We start from the raw sequence: 18,679 nt of genomic DNA on the forward strand, positions 1-18,679 counted from the left end.
TCCGACCTTCGCGCGCCGCACCGGACGGCGCAACGCGTGCGCGTCCGCTCAGGCACCCGATGACGAGTGCTCCGCCAGCCGGTCCAGAAACGCGGCCTGCGCCGTGACGATCACCGCACGGGCCTGTTCCAGGCCGTGCCAGGCCACCCGGTCCAGTTCCGGGAACTCCGCCACGCGTCCCGAGCGGGGCGGCCACTCCATGGTGAAGGTGCCCGGCTCGACCGCGGCCGGGTCGAGATCCGCCTCGACGGCCCACACGGTGACGGTCTTGCCGCCGCTCTGCCGCACCTCGCCGAGCGCGATCGGCTCGCCGTCGGGCGGGGCCAGCCCCAGCTCCTCGCGGAACTCACGCCGGGCCGCCTCCCAGGCCGGCTCGTCGGACCCGTACTCCCCCTTGGGGACGGTCCACGCGCCGGCCTCCTTGCCGGTGAAGTAGGGGCCGCCCATATGACCCAGCAGCACCTCCAGTCCCGTCGCGGTCCGCCGGAACAGCAGCAGACCGGCGCTTGTGCGCGCGGTCACGGGCGCACCTGCGGATGCGCGGCGAGCAGGGTCTCCACCGTGTCCGCCTCCTCGGGCGGCTTGTCCTCGCGGTAGCGCAGCACGCGGGCGAAGCGCAGGGTGACGCCGGCCGGATAGCGGGAGGAGCGCTGCAGTCCGTCGTAGGCGATCTCGACGACGAGCTCGGGCCGGACGGTCACCACGTACCCGCTCTCCTCGACGGCCAGCCCCCGCAGGTGCTCCGTCTGCCAGGCCAGCATCGCGTCGGTCATGCCCTTGAAGGTCTTGCCGAGCATCACGAAGCCGCCGTCCCGCGTCCGGGCGCCGAGGTGCAGGTTGGACAGCTTGCCGGTGCGCCGCCCGTGGCCCCACTCGGCGGCCAGGACCACCAGGTCGAGCGTGTGCACCGGCTTGACCTTCAGCCAGGACGCGCCGCGCCGGCCCGCGCTGTAGGGCGCGTCCAGGGCCTTGACGACGACGCCCTCGTGGCCGCGCAGCAGCGTCTGCCGGGAGAACTCCTCCGCGGCCTCGGCCTCGTCCGGGCCCGACACGAGCGTGCGGCGCACCCGCATCGGCTCGGGGGCCAGCCGGGCCAGCTCCGCGTGCCGCTGCGCGAACGGCAGGTCGAGAAGGTCACGCCCGTCCACGGACAGCACGTCGAAGAACACGGGGGAGACCGGCACCTCCTCCGCGGCCGTCGCCACGTCCACCCGGGAGCCGACCCGGCCCGCGGTCTCCTGGAACGAGCGCGGGCGGCCCGCCCGGTCGAAGGCGATGACCTCGCCGTCCAGGATGAACCGCGTCCCCGCCAGCCCCCGCGCCGCGCGGGTCACCTCGGGCAGGCGGTCGGTGATGTCGTCGAGGGTGCGGGTGTAGAGGCGCACGTCGTCGCCGTCGCGGTGCACCTGGACGCGGATGCCGTCGAGCTTCTCCTCGACCGCGCACGCGCCGAGCCTGCCGACCGCCTCGGTGACGGAGGACGCCGTGTGCGCGAGCATCGGCTGCACCGGGCGGCCCACGGTGAGCCGGAACGACCCCAGCGCCGCGGGCCCCTCCGCGAGCAGCGTCCGCGCCACCGACTGCAGTGACCCGGCCAGCATCACCGCGCGCCGCACGTCCGCGGGGGACGCGCCGGTCGCCTGTGCCAGGCCCTCCACGGCGAGGGCGTCCAGCGCGCCCTGCCGGACCTCACCGGTGATCAGGCCGAGCAGGAACCGCTGTTCGTCCGCGGTGGCCGCGCTCATCAACTCGCCCACCAGACGCACCCTTTCGGCCTGCGACCCGGGGCCCGAGACCGTGCCGAGCTCGGTGAGCAGGGCGTCCGCCTCCCGCACGGAGAGGGTCGGCTCGTCGGCCGGGGCGACCGGGCGGCTCAGCACCTTCCAGCCGACGCCCAGACGGCCCTGGGGGAGCCGCCCGGCGAGATAGGGGATCACAACGGGGACGTCCTGCGCGTCCGTCTCCCGGAAGAGCTCGGCGAGCAGGGCGATCTTGCGGGAGCGCGCCGGGACGGCGGCGACCTCCCGGGACACGTCGGCGAGCCGGGTCAGCAACATGCAGCCATGGTGCAACGGGGAGCCGGTGACCACACCCCGGCCCGCACGGGATTGACAAACGTCTTTGCCGGTTCGGCAAGATGGGGAGATGACTACCGATGACGTCCTCGCGGAGGTCGGACCCAGGCTGCGTCGCATCCGCAAGGAGCGGGAGGTGACGCTCGCGGCGTTGTCCGGCGCCACCGGCATCTCCGTCAGCACCCTGTCCCGGCTGGAGTCCGGGCTGCGCAAGCCCAGTCTGGAGCTGCTGCTGCCCATCGCTCGGGCCCATCAGGTGGCGCTGGACGAGCTGGTCGGGACGCCCCCCGTCGGCGACCCCCGGGTGCGTGCCGAGCCCCTGGTGCGGCACGGGCGGACCTTTTGGCCGCTGTCCCGGCAGCCCGGCGGTCTGCAGGCGTTCAAGGTGCTCGTGCCGCAGCGCGAGGAGGAGCCGGAGCCGCGCACCCACGAGGGCTACGAGTGGCTGTACGTGATGTCGGGACGGCTGCGGGTGGTGCTCGCGGAGCACGACGTGGTGATGACGGCGGGGGAGGCGGCCGAGTTCGACACGCGTGTGCCGCACTGGTTCGGATCGACGGGAGAGGGGCCGGCGGAGTTCCTCAGCCTCTTCGGTCCGCAGGGCGAGCGGATGCACGTGCGGGCGCGGCCGTCGCGGAGGTGACGCACGCAACGGTTCCCCGGACGACAAGCGACCGCTTAGTATGCAGGGGAACCAGGGTCCGACGACGTAGTCCCGTGGAGGCTCCGCATGCAGGCATGGCAGGTGCACGAGAACGGCGAGCCGAGCGAGGTGATGCGGCTCGCGGACGTGGCGCGGCCCACGCCCGGCGACGGCCAGGTCCTGCTCCGGGTGCGCGCCGCGAACATCAACTTCCCGGACGTGCTGATGTGCCGGGGCCACTACCAGGTCCGGCCGCCGCTGCCGTTCACCCCGGGCGTGGAGATCTGCGGCGAGACCGAGGACGGGCGCCGTGTGATCGCCAACCCGGCCCTGCCGCACGGCGGCTTCGCCGAGTACGCCGTCGCCGACGCCGCAGCCCTGCTGCCCGCCCCCGAGTCGCTCGACGACGCCGAGGCCGCCGCCCTGCACATCGGCTACCAGACCGGCTGGTTCGGTCTGCACCGCAGGGCGCGCCTCGAAGCGGGCGAGACACTGCTCGTCCACGCCGCCGCCGGAGGCGTCGGCAGCGCGGCCGTACAGCTCGGGAAGGCGGCGGGCGCGCGGGTCATCGGCGTCGTGGGCGGCGCCGATAAGGCGGCCGTCGCCAGGGAGCTGGGCTGCGACACGGTGATCGACCGGCGGGCCGAGGACGTCGTGGCCGCCGTGAAGGAGGCCACCGGCGGCCGGGGCGCCGACGTGATCTACGACCCCGTCGGCGGCGAGGCCTACACGCAGTCCGCGAAGACCGTCGCCTTCGAGGGCCGGATCGTCGTCGTCGGCTTCGCGAGCGGGACCATCCCGAGCCCCGCGCTGAACCACGCGCTGGTGAAGAACTACGCGATCCTCGGCCTGCACTGGGGCCTGTACAACACGAAGAACCCGAAGCTGGTCCAGCACTGCCACGAGCAGCTCACCGAACTGGCCGCCCGGGGTGCGATCAAGCCGCTGATCAGCGAGCGGACGCCGCTCGACGGGGCCGCGGCCGCCGTGCAGCGGGTCGCCGACGGCGTCACCACCGGCCGGGTCGCCGTCGTACCGCAGAACGGAGCCGCCGTATGACCGACGCAGCCGAACTCCAGCGCCGCACGGCGCAGTTGCTGGCCGACCACCCGCCCGCCACGACCGGGCGGTCGGCCTTCCTGAAGGCCCGCTTCGACGCCGGGCTCGCCTGGGTGCACTACCCGGAGGGCCTCGGCGGCCTCGGCGCCCCCCGCTCCCTCCAGGCCGTCGTCGACGCCGAACTGGAGGCCGCGGGCGCCCCCGACAACGACCCCCGGCGCATCGGCATCGGCCTCGGCATGGCGGCGCCGACGATCCTGAAGTACGGCACGGACGAGCAGAAGCAGCGGTTCCTGCGGCCGCTGTGGACGGGCGAGGAGGTCTGGTGCCAGCTGTTCAGCGAGCCCGGCGCCGGCTCCGACCTGGCCGCGCTCGGCACGCGCGCCGTCCGTGCGGACGACGGTGACTGGATCGTCAACGGGCAGAAGGTGTGGACCTCCAGTGCCCACGTCGCCCGCTGGGCCATCCTCATCGCCCGCACCGACCCGGACCTGCCCAAGCACGCGGGCATCACCTACTTCCTCTGCGACATGACCGACCCGGGCGTCGACGTGCGGCCGCTGCGCCAGATCACCGGTGAGGCCGAGTTCAACGAGGTCTTCCTCACCGGCGTGCGCATCCCCGACACACGCCGCCTCGGCGAGGTCGGCGAGGGCTGGCGGGTCGCGCAGACCACGCTGAACAACGAGCGCGTCGCCATCGGCGGCATGCGGCTGCCCCGCGAGGGCGGCATGATCGGCCCGGTCTCCCGGACGTGGCGCGAACGGCCCGAACTGCGCACCCACGACCTGCACCAGCGGCTGCTCAAGCTGTGGGTGGAGGCCGAGGTGGCCCGCCTCACGGGCGAACGCCTGCGCCAGCAGCTCGCGTCCGGCCAGCCCGGCCCCGAGGGCGCCGGCATGAAGCTCGCCTTCGCCCGCCTCAACCAGGAGATCAGCGGCCTGGAAGTGGAACTGCGCGGCGAGGAGGGCCTGTTGTACGACGACTGGACGATGCGCCGCCCGGAGCTCGTGGACTTCACCGGCCGCGACGCCGGGTACCGCTACCTGCGCTCCAAGGGGAACAGCATCGAGGGCGGGACCAGCGAGGTCCTGCTGAACATCGTCGCCGAGCGCGTCCTGGGCCTGCCGTCCGAGCCGCGCACCGACAAGGACGTCGCCTGGAAGGACCTGGCCCGATGAGCACACAGCCGGATCTCCTCTACTCCGAAGAGGAAGAGGCGCTGCGGTCGGCGGTCCGGGACCTGCTGACCGACCGCCTCGACCCGGCCGGCGCGATCGCGCGGACCGAGTCGGACGCCCCCCACGACGTCTCCCTGTGGAAGACGCTCACCGGCGACATGGGCCTCGCCGGCCTGCTGATCCCCGAGGAGCTGGACGGACAGGGCGCCACGCACCGGGAGGCGGCCGTCGTCCTCGAGGAACTGGGCCGCGCGGTCGCGCCCGTGCCCTATCTGACCAGCGCGGTGGTGGCCACCGAGGCGCTGCTGGCGTGCGGCGCCGACGACCTGCTCGCCGGGCTGGCGTCGGCGACCACGGTCGGGGCGCTCGCCGTGGGGCTGCACATCGCGCCCGGCGCCGCCTTCCCGGCCGTGCGACTCGAGAACGGGCTGCTGTCCGGCGAGTTGACCGGCATCGCCGACGCCGTGGCCGCCGACCTGCTGCTCGTCCCCGCGGACGACGGCGGCCTGTACGCGGTCGACGCCTCGGCCGTGACCGTCACCCCGCAGGTGTCGCTCGACCTCACCCGGCCCCTCGCGACCGTCACCCTCTCCGGGGTCGCCGCCGGCCGCCGGCTCGGAGACGCCGGACCCGCCGTGCGACGGGCCCTGCGCGCCGGTGCCGGACTGCTCGCCTCCGAGCAACTCGGGCTGGCCGAATGGGCGTTGACCGAGACCGTGCGCTACCTGAAGGAGCGCAAGCAGTTCAACCGGTCCGTCGGCGGCTTCCAGGCACTCAAGCACCGTCTGGCGCAGCTGTGGCTGGAGGTCGTCAACCTCCGGGCCGCCGCCCGCGCCGCGGCCGACGCGCTGGCGAACGGCGAGGACGCCGACCTCGCGACGGCCGTCGCGCAGAGCTACGCCGCGGGAGTCGCCGTGCGCGCCGCCGAGGAGGCGCTGCAACTGCACGCCGGCATCGGCATGACCTGGGAGCACCCCGTCCACCTGTGCCTCAAGCGCGCCAAGGCCGACTCGATCGCCTACGGCACCGCCGGCGCCCACCGGGCGGCCGTCGCCGAACTCGTCGACCTGCGGGCGCCCTGATCCCGGCCGTCACGCGGTGAGGCCCGCCCCGGGCGCATGCCGGGGGCGGGCTTCTCCGTGACACCACTCCTTCGGCGGACGGGTCAGCCACCCGGACGAAACCTCCTTTACGCCACACTTACGGCCGAACGCCGTTAAAACGGATCTAGAGGAGGTTGACGGTGGCCGTTTCGATTTCCGCGGTGCTGTTGCTGCTGGTTCTGGCGGTGATCTTCATGCGCAACGGCGGACTGAAGGTCTCGCACGCCCTGGTCTGTCTGCTGCTCGGATTCCTCCTGGCCGGCACCAGCATGGCTCCCACCATCGCCGGCGGACTCACGGCGACGGCCGACATCGTCGGCGGCCTCCGGCCGTGAGGCCCCGCGGCGCAGGGATCGCCGGGATCGCCGGGATCGCCGGGAACGTCCGGTGATCCCGGGTCAGCCGACGAAGACCCCGACGCCGTTCGCCACGGGACGCTCCGCCCCGTCGGACGGATGGTTGCGGACCGTGACGCCGGCCACCGCGCCCCGCGGACGGGCCACCAGCGTCGAGGACCCGCCGCCGTCCAGGCCGAAACCCTCCGTCGCGCCGAGTCCGCGGAGGGCGGCGGCGACCTCGGCGAGCGTCAGACCCCGGCGGTAGGGGGCGGCGCCGTCCAGCGCGAACAGGAACACCCGCCGGCCGCCGCCGCCGATGCCGACGGCCGTGCGCACCGCGGAGACCGCCGTGTCGAGACCGGCGAGCGGCCGGCCGCCCGACAGGACCGGGAATCCGCCCACGGCGAAGCGGTACGCCGAGCCCGAAGCGGACGTCAGCGCGTAGCGCACCGCCACCCGCTGTCCCGTGACGAGCGTCCGCAGTCGCCGTGCGCCCGCCTCCCGTCCGACGAGGACCGTGGTGCCCGCGGCGATCGCGCCACTGCCCGGCGTGACCGAGGCAGACACGACCCGCCCCCTCCTCAGCGTCACCTCGTACGTGCTCGCGCTGCAGGGCGCGGCCCGCTCGGTGTCCGAGCCGCAGGTGGCCCGCCGGCGCGAGACGCCGCCCCAGTCCGAGGTGTACGCGCCGACCGAGTTCTCCGGCAGGGCGTACTGGTTGACGCCGCCCAGCGGCATCCGCCGCCCCGTCACGGTGTACGAGCCGTTGAGGGTCAGACTGTCCAGCCTCGCCCTGCCGTCGGCGCCGACGCCGACCACGGCCCTGGTGTCGGTGCCCGGCGGCGGCGCGGGGCCGAACCGCTGCGCGTCGGGGACCGCGCCCTTCAACGCCCGTCCCCCGGCGACCGCGGGACCGACGCTCGCCCCGGTCGCCGCGACGCCCGGGTGCTGCGTCTCGGTGATGTCGAAGAAGTCGCCGTTGACGCCGGCCACCGCCCTCTGCCGGCCGGCCAGCGAGGAGACGGTCGCGCGGGCGGCCGTCCCCCCCGGATACAACAGGCCCAGGCTGACGCGGGGGTTGGCGAGATCGACGGCGAGCACGTGCGCACGCGCCGTGCCGGCCGCGGCGGCCAGGTCGTACTGGCGGTACGTCACTCCCGGCGCCACGCCTGTCCAGGTCGCGGCGCCGGCCGGGGCCGCTCCCGCGAGCGTCGCACCGGCCACGAGGGCGAGGGCGACGAGCAGCGCCGGAAACCCGCGGTGCGCAGGCATTCCGGCTGCCCTGGAACGTTTCTGTCGACGCGTCACAGGCCCCCCTGTCCGATTCCGGCCGTCACTCTCCCACGACCTGCGGGAACGACCCGCGGCAGGCGGGCGGGGAGTCCACGAGAACGGGTGAGGAAAGGCACGATTCCGGGTGGCTCGCGTCGCCGTTCGGCCGCACGGCGGCCGCCTTTGTGCTACCGGACCCGCCCACCCACCCCGCCTCACGCCTCGTGCGGCCCGACCCGCCGCCCCCGGGCGCCCGACGCGTACCGCCGTCCGGTCAGGAGCCGTACGGAGTGCAGTGGGCCTGGGCGACGTCGATCGGCGGGTCCGGCCGCCACACGGCGAGGGACTGGGCGCTGCACTCGAACAGGGCCGGAGGCCGGCGGTCGAGGGCGTGCCGACGCCAGTCGCCGACGCTCTCGCCGGGCTGGTCGGCCGGCTCGCCCTGCCGGCGGGTCACCACAGCGCCGACCGTCATCCGCGCCATGCCGCCGACCCCGTCGAACACGGTGCCCAGCAGCCGGACGTCCGACGGGGCGGCCCGCAGCCCACCGGGACGGCTACCGGGCCGGCCCGGCTTTCCTGCGGACAGGCCCGCGCCCTGCTGGACGAGCACACCGCGGTGCGTGGTCCCGGAACGGGCTGGGACCTGCACGAGTACCGCCACTGCGCCCTGACCCACCTCGGTGAGCAGAGCGCCTCTCCGCTGATGCTCATCGCCGAGTCCCGGCACAGGAAGCCGGAGAACCTCCGCTGCTTCAAGCCCGTGGCCGAGGCGATCGCCGAAGTCACCAGCCTGCTCGCACCCGGCGACGCCCGGCGGTGATCCACCCAGTCAGCCGGGACGCCGGCCCTCACACGCGGTGCGGTCCGGGCGAGGATCGCCGCCTTCGGCGACCACGCCTCGGCTGCCGACCGCGCATCGCGGGCCCCGATGCGGAAAGGCTCTGTCCGTTCACAACGGACGGCAAAAAGCAAAGGCAAGGAGGTTACCCACTCCTTGCCACTCTCAACGTATAGCGCACGGGGGGCCTTGCGGCAAGGCCCGGGTTGTGGCGCAGAATCGTCGGCCGAGGCCAGGACTTGAGGAAATCAGGGACTCGCGAAGTACGTGCGCCTTTGTCGACTGTGGCTTCTGCGGGATGGGAAACCGCGGGTGGGACTCGCGGTGCGGTTGCGGGCACGCGGCGCGGAGGTCCGGGTGTGCGTGCCGCCGGACTGCGTAGAGCAGCTGGCCGAAATGCAACCTTGTTGAGTGGGGGGTTCATGATTGATGTGATCGTTGCCGGCGGCGGACCGACCGGCCTGATGCTGGCCGGCGAGTTGCGGCTGCACGGCGTGCACGCGCTCGTGCTGGAGAAGGACACGGAGCCGACCAGGATCGTCCGCTCACTCGGCCTGCACGCGCGCAGCGTCGAGGTGATGGACCAGCGCGGTCTGCTGGAGCGGTTCCTCGCGCTCGGCAGGCAGCACCCGGTCGGTGGATTCTTCGCCGCCATCGGCAAGCCGGCGCCGGACCGGATGGACACCGCACATCCGTACACCCTCGGCATTCCGCAGACCACCACCGATCGCCTGCTTGCCGAGCACGCCATCGAACTCGGCGTCGAGATCCGGCGCGGCTGCGAACTCGTCGGGCTCAGCCAGGACGAACACGGGGTGACCGCCGAACTAGCCGACGGCACGCGGCTGCGCTCGCGCTACCTCGTCGGTTGTGACGGCGGCCGCAGCACAGTGCGCAAGCTGCTCGGCGTCGGCTTCCCCGGCGAGCCCTCCAGGGTCGAGACGCTGCTGGGCGAGGTGGAGGTGACCGTGCCGCCGGACACGCTGAACGCCGTGATGGCCGAAGTCCGCAAGACCCACAAGCGGTTCGGCGCCATGCCCCTCGGGGACGGGGTGTACCGCCTCGTCGCACCCGCCGAAGGGGTGGCCGAGGACCGCACGGTCCCGCCGACCCTGGACGAACTGAAGCGGCAGGTGCAAAAGCTCGCCGGCACCGACTTCGGCGTGCACTCACCGCGCTGGCTCTCCCGCTTCGGCGACGCCACCCGGCTGGCCGAGCGCTACCGGACCGGCCGGGTGCTGCTGGCCGGCGACGCGGCGCACATCCACCCGCCGACCGGCGGGCAGGGGCTCAACCTCGGCATCCAGGACGCGTTCAACCTCGGCTGGAAGCTGGCCGCCGAAGTCAACGGCTGGGCGCCGGAGGGACTGCTGGACAGCTACCACACCGAACGGCACCCGGTGGCCGCCGATGTGCTGGACAACACCCGCGCGCAGATGGAACTGATGTCCGTCGAGCCGGGTCCCCGAGCAGTGCGCCGGCTGGTGTCGGAACTGATGGACTTCGAGGAGGTGAACCGGTACCTGATGGAGAAGATCACGGCGATCGGGGTCCGCTACGACTTCGGCGAGGGGCATGAACTGCTCGGCCGACGGCTGCGGGACGTGGCGCTGAAGCGGGGTCGCCTGTACGAGCTGATGCACGGCGGCCGCGGGCTGCTGCTCGACCAGACCGGCCGCCTCTCGGTGGCAGGCTGGGCAGATCGAGTCGACCACGTCGCCGACATCAGCGAGGAACTGGACGCGCCCGCGGTGCTGCTGCGGCCGGACGGCCACGTGGCGTGGGTCGGTGACGATCAGCAGGATCTGCTCGACCGGCTTCCCCAGTGGTTCGGCGCTGCGGTCGGCTGAGCGCGCATTCGGGGCACGAAAGCCCACCGGGCCTGCCGCCGGACGGAGCGGGTGCGCAAAGCAAAGCTGTCACTCGTGAGGAGACGCTGTACCCGCTCCAGGCCACTGACCAGCACTGACGCGGAGATGGAGTGGGAGGCGGCTGAGACGCCGGTCACTCGCCCTCGGCGGCATCCGGGTCGCGCAGAGGCCGCACTGCATGGAGGACCGCCCAGGGCGCCGATCTGGTCCTCCATGCCGTACTGGTAGTGCTGGTAGAGCTGCCCGGACCGGCCATGGAAGATCTTCCGGGCGAGGGAGGGGCGGCCCTCCTGGAGGTTCGCCTGGCCTCCCGCTCCGGTCGCCTCAGCGCACGGGGTGCTTGCTGAGGACGGACACGCGGTTGAAGGCGTTGATGGTGACGGCCACCCAGATCACCGCCGAGATCTGGTCGTCGGTGAGCACCGCGCGGGCGTCGGCGTACGCGGCCTCCTGTGCGGCGGCGTCGGCCGGCAGAGTGGTCGCCTCCGCCAGCGCCAGGGCCGCCCGTTCCAGGGGCGTGAAGAGGGCCGTGTCCCGCCAGGCGGCGAGGACGCCCAGCCGCCGGGTGTCCTCGCCCGCGCGCAGCGCCGCCCGGGTGTGCACGTCGAGGCAGGACGCGCACCCGTTGAGCTGGGAGACGCGGAGGTTGACCAGCTCCACGACAATCCGTTCCAGACCGGCCTCGGCCGCTGTCGCCCGCACCGCCTCGGACGTCTGGACCAGCGCGTGGTAGGCCTTGGGGCTCTGCTTGTCGATGAAGATGCGTGCCGTCATGGTCGACCATCTTCGCCGCACCGCGGCCGCCGTGTGCCGCCGCCCCCGGACATCGCCGCCGACCGGTATATACCAAACCCTTGACACCGGCATTGCTCACTTCTTAAATCACGTAATGAACTAAGCATCTGCCAAAGCTCGTTCACCCACCCCGCATCCACCCGGCCGGCCCGGCCTCCGGCGGCTCGCCGGTCGGTCGCGGACCGCTCGCGAACCACATGTGATCTGCCCCGAACCTGTCATGAACATGCCTTAATCAACCCCTCGTGCCCCTGAAGGGGGAGTCATGAACCCTCCGCGCCCGACCCGGCGCCTGCTGGTCTGTCTCGCCTCACTCATGGCCTTCGCCTCACTGTCCGCGCTGCCGGCGCAGGGCGCGTCACCGTCCGCCGCGGACCCCGCGGCACGCTTCGCCGGGTCCCCCGCGGCCCGGGCGGCGGTGGCCGTCACGTTCTCCGACGAGTTCGACGGGCCGGCGGGCGCGGCCGTGGACGGGACGAAGTGGCAGATCGAGACCGGTGACAACGTCAACAACCACGAGCGGCAGTACTACACCCCGGGCAACCGCAATGCCGCCCTCGACGGACAGGGCCACCTGGTGATCACCGCGCGGCGGGAGAACCCGGGCAACTACCCCTGCTGGTACGGACGGTGCGAGTACACCTCCGCCCGGCTGAACACGGCCGGCCGGTTCACCACGACGTACGGTCACGTCGAGGCGCGGATGAAGATCCCGCGCGGCCAGGGCATGTGGCCCGCGTTCTGGATGCTCGGCGACGACATCGGCCGGGTCGGCTGGCCCGACTCGGGCGAGATCGACGTCATGGAGAACGTGGGCTTCGAGCCGGCCACGGTGCACGGCACGCTGCACGGCCCGGGCTACTCGGGCTCGGGCGGCATCGGCGCCGGGTACAGCCTGCCCGGGGGACAGGCGTTCGCCGACGCCTTCCACACCTTCGCCGTGGACTGGAGCCCGAACGCGATCACCTGGTCCGTCGACGGCGCCGTCTACCAGCGGCGCACCCCCGCCGACCTGGGCGGACGGCGATGGGTCTTCGACAAGCCCTTCTTCCTGATCCTCAACCTCGCGGTCGGCGGCTACTGGCCCGGCGACCCCGACGGCGGCACGGCGTTCCCCCGGCAGCTCCTGGTCGACCACGTCCGCGTGAGCACCGGCGCCGCCCAGCCGGCCGCCGGCCGGATCACCGGGATCGGCGGCAAGTGCGTGGACGTGGCCGGGGCCGCTTCCGCCAACGGCACGGCCGTGCAGCTGTACGACTGCAACGGCACCGCCGCCCAGCAGTGGACCGTGGGAACCGACGGCACGATCCGCGCGCTCGGCAAGTGCCTGGACGTCGCCTCGGGCGGCACGGCGGACGGCACCGCCGTGCAGCTCTGGGACTGCAACGGCACCGCCGCCCAGCAGTGGGCCCTCCCCGCCGCCGGGGACATCGTCAACCCGCAGGCGAACAAGTGCCTGGACGCCGCGGGCGGCGGTTCCGCCAACGGCACCCGGCTCCAGATCTGGACCTGCACCGGCGCCGCTCAGCAGAAGTGGACGGCGACCCGCTGACCACGAGGGGCCGTCCCGCGATCACGGGCCGGGGCGGCCCCTCGTCACTGCCGGGCGAGGCTCAGATCACCGGAGCCTGCCCGGGCAGGACGTGGTCGCCGGTCCTGTCCGTGCTCAGGCACAGGGAGCAGACGACCGCGTCGTGGGTCGGGCAGGCGGCCACGTCGGGGCGCTCGTAGGGCTGGTGGCAGACATGGCAGTCGTACGTCGTCGCCGCAGGGTTGCCGTCCGCGTCGAGCAGGGCCTCGTCGATGCCGTCGTCCGTGCGTCGCAGGTAGTACCGGCCCTTGGTGACGGCGGCCATGAACGGAGTGAGGAGGAACGCGATGACGGCCGCGGCGACGGGCGAGTACGGCTGAAGCGTGTCGCCGAGGGCGTGGAAGTACATCGCGATGGAGAGACCGGACGCGGCGACGAAGGCGACGACGCCCACCGGGTTCACGGCGTGCAGCATGCCGCGGCGGAACTCCGGCTGCAGCGGCGACAGTTTCAGCAGGTACTTGTTGACGCCGATGTCGGTGGCGACGGTGACCACCCAGGCGATGGCGCAGTTCGAGTAGAAGCCGAGGATGTCGTTGAGGAAGCTGAACATGTCGGCTTCCATCAGGACCAGCGCGAAGCCGAGGTTGACCAGAACGAAGACCATGCGGCCGGGGTAGTGCCGGGTGACGCGGGTGAAGGAGTTGGTCCAGGCCAGCGAGCCGGAGTAGGCGTTCGTGACATTGATCTTGATCTGGCTGATCACGGCGAGCGGGACGACCATCCAGGACGGCATCATCGCGTCGAACGCGCCCTTGAACTGCTGGATCGGCTCGGGAGCGGCGTCCGCGCCCACCTCGGCCAGGATGTACACGGCGAGGAACACGCCGATGGCCTGCTTCAGCGCGCCGAGGATCACCCAGCCGGGTCCGGCCATGATGACGGCGGTCCACCAACTGCGCTTGTTCGCTTCGGTCTTGGGCGGCATGAACCGCAGGTAGTCGATCTGCTCGCCGATCTGCGCGATGAGCGAGAGGCATACGCCCGCGCCCAGCAGCACGGACGCGGTGTCGACCCCGCCCTCGCCGTCGGCGCCGGCGTAGGCGAGGAAGCGGTCGACCGTGCCCGGGTCGGTGGCGACCAGATAGACCAGCGGTCCGACCATCAGCAGCAGCCAGACCGGCGTCGTCCACACCTGGAGCTTGCTGAGCGCCTTCATGCCGTAGATCACCAGGGGGATCACCATCAGCGTGGAGACCAGGTAGCCCAGCCACAGGGGGAGCCCGAGCCCCAGCTTCAGGCCCTGGGCCATGATCGAGCCCTCGAGGGCGAAGAAGATGAAGGTGAAGCTCGCGAAGATGACGCCGGTCAGCACCGAGCCGTAGTAACCGAAGCCGGAACCGCGGGTGATCAGGTCCAGGTCGATGTTGTAGCGGGCGCCGTAGTAGGCGAGCGGGAAGCCGGTCACGAAGATGACGACGGCGGCGACGGCGATCGCCAGGAGCGCGTTGCCGGTGCCGTGGGCGAGTCCGATGCCGGCGCCGATGGAGAAGTCGGCCATGTAGGCGATGCCGCCGAGGGCGGTCGTCGCGACGACCATCGGGGTCCAGCGGCGGTAACTGCGGGGCGCGAAACGGAGGGTGTAGTCCTCCAGGGTCTCCTTCGTCGCCTGACTGGTGGGGGACGTCGGCCGGGTCGCGGTGGGGGATGACTCGGTGGTCGTCATGATCAGCCCTTCGAGAGCCGGGGCGGGAATCCCCGGACTGCGGAGGCGGTGGACGAGCGGGACGGTGTCCTGGCGTGTTCGTCCGGATGCTAGGAACCGTGTGTTTCCCGCGGTCCCTCAGGCCGTGAACGGCAGGTTTCCGCACGCGCCGCCCGTGGACGCGGGGCCCGTCCGAGGGCACGGCTGCCGGGGGCCGTTGAGCGGCACGAATTCGGCCCGCCGCCGTCCCGAACGGGGCGGCGGGGCAGGGATCACGCCCCTGGGAACGTACGGAATGCGTGGGGAGCAACCGAACCCAGGAGGACAACGGAGGGGATGCGGTTCTCGCGTGACTCCTGTTCCCCGCCCGGGTGTTCGGCCGTTCGGGGGGTCAAGGGGTCAGGATTTCACGGGGCGGGGTTCGGCGGGGGCGGGGGGTCGGCCGGGCAGCCGCCGCTCCCCGGCCCCTTCCCGTGCCCGCCGTGGCCGCCCTGCCCCTTCCCGTGCCCACCGTGGCCCCCTGATCCCTTCCCGTGCCCACCGGGCCCCTTGTGTCCGCCGTCGCCGCCGGGCTCGGGGTCGTCGGGTCCGGGATCCGTCGTCGGCGGGGGCTCGGGGCCGGGATCGTCGACGGGCGGGGTGGGTTGCGGCGTGCCGACGGTACCCTCGTCCGGCGGCGGTGTCTTCTGCGGGGCTTGCGGCGAGGGCTCGTGCGCCGGAGCGGGCGTGGGCGGCGTCGTTCCCTCGACGGCGGACGCGGGCTGTCGCGCGGCCCGTCCTGCCGCGCCGTCACCGCCCCGTGGTGCGGCGGCGGTCCGCGTACCGGCTCCCTCGCCTTCGGTGTCCCGCGCCGACGTGCGGGGGACTTCGGCCCGCGCCGCACTCGGTGACGGCGTCGGCGACGGCACCGGCCGCCCGGTCCCCGGGCCTTCGTCGGCCGGGCCCCGGCCGACCGGAGCCTCGGCCGCCGGCGTCGCGGCGGCCGGCGGGTGCGGCGCCGGCGCGGAGTCCGTCCAGCCGAGGACGAGGCACACCACGGCGGCGCCCACCGCGAGCGCGCCCGCCGTCGCCGCGGGCGTCCGGGCCCCGGCGGACACGGCATGACGCATTCCGTGCAGCAGGCCCGCACCGTGGGCCCCGACCGCGCCCGTGGCGCCCGCCGACGCCGCGGTGAAGACCGGCAGGAACTTGGCGGCGCCGCCCAGGGCGAGGACGAGCAGGGCGGGGCCGACGACAGCGGGCAGCCGGTCGTTGGCGCTCATCAGCGCGGCGAGCGACCCGCGGCACGCGTCGCACGTGTCCACGTGTCCGAGCAGCCGCTCGCTCTGGCGCGCGGTCGCGGCGCCACGGACGTACGCCGGCATCCGGGCCCAGTGGACCTGGCACGCGGGGTCGTCCGGAGCACCGGTCTGCGCCCGCAGGAAGGCCTGGCGCATGCCCTCGCGCGCCCGGTGCAGCAGGACGGCCGTCGCGCCGTCCTTGGTGCCGAGCTGCGGCCCGATCGCCGCCAGCGGCTGCCCCTCCGCCTCGGCCAGCCACAGCGCCTTCACCCAGCGCTCCGGCAACTGGCCCAGCACCCGGACCACCAGGTCGACGCCGGCCACCCGGTCGGCCGGATCCTCCCCGTGCGTGCCCGTCTCGGCCCGCTCCCGGGCCTGCGCCTGCGGGTCGCTCGGCGCCTCCCGCGCCGCGCTCCCGGACGCGATCGCGAGATGCCGCACCGTCGTCCTCAGATAGGCCGGCACGTTGTCGATCCCGTGCCCCGCGGCCAGACGGCGCCACACGCGGAAGTGGGCCTCGGCGACGAGGTCCTCGGCGGTCCAGGCGTTCCTCGTGAGCGAGCGGGCGTACGCGACGAGCCGCGGTTGCTGCTCCGCGTAGATCCGGGCGTACTCCGCGGTGGCGGCAGCGGCGGCGTCGGTGGCGGCGCCGGTTGCGGCGGAGGGCGGCGCGGGCGCCGTGGAAGACCTGTCGGTCATGGAGGACGGCTCCAGTTGCCGGGCGAGGTGGCGGAAGGCTCTGCGGAACGCTGTGTGACCTTAGATGCCGGAACTTTCAACTAAAGTTGCGATCGAGGAGAGATGTGACTCACCTCACGACGTGGCGCACGGGCCCAGCCGAGCAGCATCACCGAGCAGACCGCGGCGAAGGCGCACCAGGTGGATACGAACTCCAGCCGCCACAGCGCGAAGCACCCCGCCGCCCCCACGGCGGCCACCGCCCCGAGGGCCCGCAGCCGACGGTCGCCCGACAGGAGCAGCGCGCCGACCGTGGCCACCAGATAGCCCGCGACCAGGACGGGCGGGTACGGCAGGTCGACGAGGTAGCCGATCCGGTGCCCGCGGATCTCGGCGGTCACCGGACCGGCGGCGATGCCGTACGCGAGCGGCACGGCGGTCGCGACGCCGACGGCCAGCGTGCACGAGACGCCGCGCCGGGCGGACGGCCGGGCCGCGCACCACACCCCCGCGGGCACCCACACCGCCAGCAGCGGCAGCGCGATCACGGTCCACACGACGGTGGCGGCTCCGCTGCCCCCGCCCGCGTCCCAGACGAAGGCCTCCACGATCTGGTGCGCCCCGAGGAGCAGCGGCAGCGCGGCCAGCGGAAGGTCCCGGCGGCGGCGGACCCGCGCCACGGCCACGCCGGCGAGGGCCGTCAGTCCGGCCCCCGCCGCCAGATCGGCCGTCGCACTCCAGCACATCGCGTCCCCCGGGGTTCGGCCGTCGTCCGCCTCCGTTGCTCCGTGCATGCCACGCTACGTCGCGTTCCGGCAATGCACCCGCAGGAGCGGCGTCAGGCCGGCCAGGACGGGTAAGGGCAGTCCTGAGGGCCGCCCGGGAGAGGGCGGCGTCGGCGTCCCGCGCTCGCGGGACACCCGGGCGCACAGCGAAGGAGACCGAGGGTGGTGAACGCCCCGCAGAGAGTGGGTGGGTTCCGGCTGCCGCACGGCGGGACCGCTGTGCTGGAGGTGATCCCGCTGCCCGGCCGGCCCGGCATCCGGGCCCGGGGCGAGATCAGCCCGGTCACCCGCTCGCCGTGGGAAGAGGCCCTGGCGGGCCTGGCCCGGCGACACGCCGGGGTGTCCTACGTGGAGCTGTCTGAGGTCGGATTCGTGGACGTCGCCGGAGTCGCGGCGCTCGCCGTCACGGTGCTGGGCCTGCCCGACGGCCGGGTGGTCGTCGAGCATCCGCCGCCGCAGGTGCCGAGGGTGCTGAGCCTGTTCTGGCCGGACCTGCACCGGATCGAGGTGTCGCCGCGATGAGCACGCCCGCGGTCGAGGGGAGGTTCGAGCACCCTGCGCTGTTCTACCGCTCGGAGCAGGAGTACGTGGAGCGGACGGTGTCGTTCGTCCAGCAGGGTCTGGACGCCGGCGAGCCGGTCGCGGTGGCCGTGCCCGGCCCTCATCTGGAGCTGATCGGACGGGCCCTCGGTGCGGACGCGCGGGCCGTCCTCCTGCTGGACATGGCCGAGGCGGGCCGCAACCCGGGCCGCATCATCCCCAAGGTGCTCCGCGGCTTCGCCGACGCCCACCGGCAAAGCCGGGTGCGGATCATCGGCGAGCCGGTCTGGCCGGGCCGCAGCGCCCTGGAGTACCCCGCGTGCGCCCAGCACGAGGCGCTGATCAACGCGGCCTTCGAGGGCCGCGCGGTGACCGTCCTGTGCCCCTACGACGAGACCGGTCTGGACGAACAGGCGCTCACCGACGCGCGGATCACCCACCCGACCGTGCGCTTCGGCGACACGGAGTCGGCGAGCGACGCCTACGACTGGCGCTCCGTCGTCGCCCGCTACAACGCGCCGCTGCCGCCCGCGCCGGACGCCGCGGAGTTCTCCTTCGGCGCGCGGGAACTGCCCGCGGCCCGAGCCTTCGCGGTGGAGCGCGCCGAGCGGCTGGGCCTGACGGGGCAGCGGCTCACCGACGCGGAGCTGGCGGTGGCGGAGCTGACGACCAACAGCGTGGTTCACGGCGGCGGCCACGGAACGCTCGCTCTCTGGGAGGACGGGGGGCAGGTCGTGTGCGAGGTCCGGGACGCGGGCCGGATGATCGACCCGCTCGCCGGCCGCAGGCCGCCCGCGCACGGCCAGATCGGCGGCCGGGGCCTGATGCTCGTGCACTACGTGGCCGACCTGGTGCGGGTGCACACCGCCGACGACGGGACGACCGTCCGCTTCTATCTCGACCGCGTCGCCCCTCTCGCCGGCGCCGGCCTCGTCGGTCGCCTCGACGGCGTCGGCCGCTGACGGCGCGTCCGCTCCGCCGC

The 18,679-nt window shown here is 73.4% G+C and carries 17 protein-coding genes and 1 pseudogene; 10 read left to right on the top strand and 8 right to left on the bottom strand.

The window, feature by feature from the left end:
* Positions 1-48: 48 nt before the first annotated feature.
* Both ACH4ZA_RS14585 and ACH4ZA_RS14590 read right to left on the bottom strand, forming a co-directional pair.
* Positions 49-522 (bottom strand): NUDIX domain-containing protein, encoded by a 474-nt coding sequence (locus ACH4ZA_RS14585; protein WP_398429585.1) that lies wholly within the window; start codon positions 520-522, stop codon positions 49-51.
* Positions 519-2,057, bottom strand: a complete 1,539-nt coding sequence (locus ACH4ZA_RS14590; RefSeq protein WP_398429586.1) for an ATP-dependent DNA ligase — start codon at positions 2,055-2,057, stop codon at positions 519-521. Before ACH4ZA_RS14590 ends, ACH4ZA_RS14585 begins: the two co-directional genes overlap by 4 nt.
* 88 nt (positions 2,058-2,145) lie before the next feature.
* Between ACH4ZA_RS14590 and ACH4ZA_RS14595 the strand changes: the two genes are divergently transcribed.
* The 5 genes from ACH4ZA_RS14595 (at position 2,146) to ACH4ZA_RS14615 (ending at position 6,396) form a co-directional block, all read left to right on the top strand.
* Complete coding sequence (locus tag ACH4ZA_RS14595) at positions 2,146-2,718, top strand: helix-turn-helix domain-containing protein (RefSeq protein ID WP_398429588.1); 573 nt, start codon at positions 2,146-2,148, stop codon at positions 2,716-2,718.
* A gap of 87 nt (positions 2,719-2,805) precedes the next feature.
* Positions 2,806-3,777, top strand: coding sequence for an NADPH:quinone oxidoreductase family protein (locus ACH4ZA_RS14600; RefSeq protein ID WP_398429589.1), 972 nt, complete (start codon positions 2,806-2,808; stop codon positions 3,775-3,777).
* On the top strand, positions 3,774-4,958 hold the full coding sequence (locus ACH4ZA_RS14605; RefSeq protein WP_398429590.1) for an acyl-CoA dehydrogenase family protein: 1,185 nt from the start codon (positions 3,774-3,776) through the stop codon (positions 4,956-4,958). The genes ACH4ZA_RS14600 and ACH4ZA_RS14605 overlap by 4 nt, the downstream gene beginning before the upstream one ends.
* A complete protein-coding gene (locus ACH4ZA_RS14610) occupies positions 4,955-6,040 on the top strand; it encodes an acyl-CoA dehydrogenase family protein (protein ID WP_398429592.1) in 1,086 nt (361 codons plus the stop codon). The genes ACH4ZA_RS14605 and ACH4ZA_RS14610 overlap by 4 nt, the downstream gene beginning before the upstream one ends.
* A 161-nt stretch (positions 6,041-6,201) precedes the next feature.
* On the top strand, positions 6,202-6,396 hold the full coding sequence (locus tag ACH4ZA_RS14615; protein ID WP_351685260.1) for a hypothetical protein: 195 nt from the start codon (positions 6,202-6,204) through the stop codon (positions 6,394-6,396).
* A gap of 63 nt (positions 6,397-6,459) precedes the next feature.
* Here the strand turns inward: ACH4ZA_RS14615 and ACH4ZA_RS14620 are convergent, their stop codons facing one another.
* Positions 6,460-7,671 carry a phosphodiester glycosidase family protein gene (locus ACH4ZA_RS14620; protein ID WP_398429593.1) on the bottom strand — a complete coding sequence of 404 codons (1,212 nt, stop codon included), beginning with the start codon at positions 7,669-7,671 and terminating at the stop codon, positions 6,460-6,462.
* Between the two features lie 274 nt (positions 7,672-7,945).
* The gene (locus ACH4ZA_RS14625) at positions 7,946-8,284 is read right to left on the bottom strand and encodes a hypothetical protein (RefSeq protein ID WP_398429883.1); all 339 of its coding nucleotides are present in this window, start codon (positions 8,282-8,284) and stop codon (positions 7,946-7,948) included.
* Here ACH4ZA_RS14625 and ACH4ZA_RS14630 point away from each other — a divergent pair.
* Positions 8,231-8,494, top strand: a pseudogene (locus tag ACH4ZA_RS14630) (site-specific integrase); the annotation flags it as partial. The gene ACH4ZA_RS14625 and the pseudogene ACH4ZA_RS14630 sit on opposite strands and share 54 nt — an antisense overlap.
* Before the next feature lie 440 nt (positions 8,495-8,934).
* On the top strand, positions 8,935-10,362 hold the full coding sequence (gene rox, locus ACH4ZA_RS14635; RefSeq protein WP_398429594.1) for a rifampin monooxygenase: 1,428 nt from the start codon (positions 8,935-8,937) through the stop codon (positions 10,360-10,362).
* Positions 10,363-10,707: 345 nt separating this feature from the next.
* Here the strand turns inward: rox and ACH4ZA_RS14640 are convergent, their stop codons facing one another.
* On the bottom strand, positions 10,708-11,157 hold the full coding sequence (locus tag ACH4ZA_RS14640; protein ID WP_398429595.1) for a carboxymuconolactone decarboxylase family protein: 450 nt from the start codon (positions 11,155-11,157) through the stop codon (positions 10,708-10,710).
* A 286-nt stretch (positions 11,158-11,443) separates the two neighbouring features.
* On the opposite strand from ACH4ZA_RS14640, the gene ACH4ZA_RS14645 reads away from it, so the two are divergent.
* On the top strand, positions 11,444-12,730 hold the full coding sequence (locus ACH4ZA_RS14645; protein ID WP_398429597.1) for a ricin-type beta-trefoil lectin domain protein: 1,287 nt from the start codon (positions 11,444-11,446) through the stop codon (positions 12,728-12,730).
* A 61-nt stretch (positions 12,731-12,791) separates the two neighbouring features.
* On the opposite strand, the gene ACH4ZA_RS14650 is transcribed toward ACH4ZA_RS14645, so the two are convergent.
* The 3 genes from ACH4ZA_RS14650 to ACH4ZA_RS14660 all read right to left on the bottom strand — a co-directional run bounded on the left by ACH4ZA_RS14650 (position 12,792) and on the right by ACH4ZA_RS14660 (position 17,118).
* Entirely contained in the window at positions 12,792-14,435 is a 1,644-nt protein-coding gene (locus ACH4ZA_RS14650) for a purine-cytosine permease family protein (RefSeq protein WP_398429599.1), read from the bottom strand.
* A gap of 386 nt (positions 14,436-14,821) precedes the next feature.
* Positions 14,822-16,393: a sigma-70 family RNA polymerase sigma factor gene (locus tag ACH4ZA_RS14655; protein ID WP_398429601.1), complete on the bottom strand. Its 1,572-nt coding sequence runs from the start codon at positions 16,391-16,393 to the stop codon at positions 14,822-14,824.
* An 80-nt stretch (positions 16,394-16,473) separates the two neighbouring features.
* The gene (locus ACH4ZA_RS14660; RefSeq protein WP_398429865.1) at positions 16,474-17,118 is read right to left on the bottom strand and encodes a DUF6629 family protein; all 645 of its coding nucleotides are present in this window, start codon (positions 17,116-17,118) and stop codon (positions 16,474-16,476) included.
* A 204-nt stretch (positions 17,119-17,322) separates the two neighbouring features.
* Between ACH4ZA_RS14660 and ACH4ZA_RS14665 the strand changes: the two genes are divergently transcribed.
* Together ACH4ZA_RS14665 and ACH4ZA_RS14670 are read left to right on the top strand one after the other, a co-directional pair.
* The gene (locus tag ACH4ZA_RS14665) at positions 17,323-17,679 is read left to right on the top strand and encodes an STAS domain-containing protein (RefSeq protein WP_398429603.1); all 357 of its coding nucleotides are present in this window, start codon (positions 17,323-17,325) and stop codon (positions 17,677-17,679) included.
* The gene (locus tag ACH4ZA_RS14670) at positions 17,676-18,659 is read left to right on the top strand and encodes an anti-sigma factor RsbA family regulatory protein (protein ID WP_398429605.1); all 984 of its coding nucleotides are present in this window, start codon (positions 17,676-17,678) and stop codon (positions 18,657-18,659) included. The genes ACH4ZA_RS14665 and ACH4ZA_RS14670 overlap by 4 nt, the downstream gene beginning before the upstream one ends.
* Positions 18,660-18,679: the final 20 nt, after the last annotated feature.

It is taken from the genome of Streptomyces sp. NPDC020597 (genome assembly GCF_044335095.1).
Classification (GTDB): domain Bacteria; phylum Actinomycetota; class Actinomycetes; order Streptomycetales; family Streptomycetaceae; genus Streptomyces.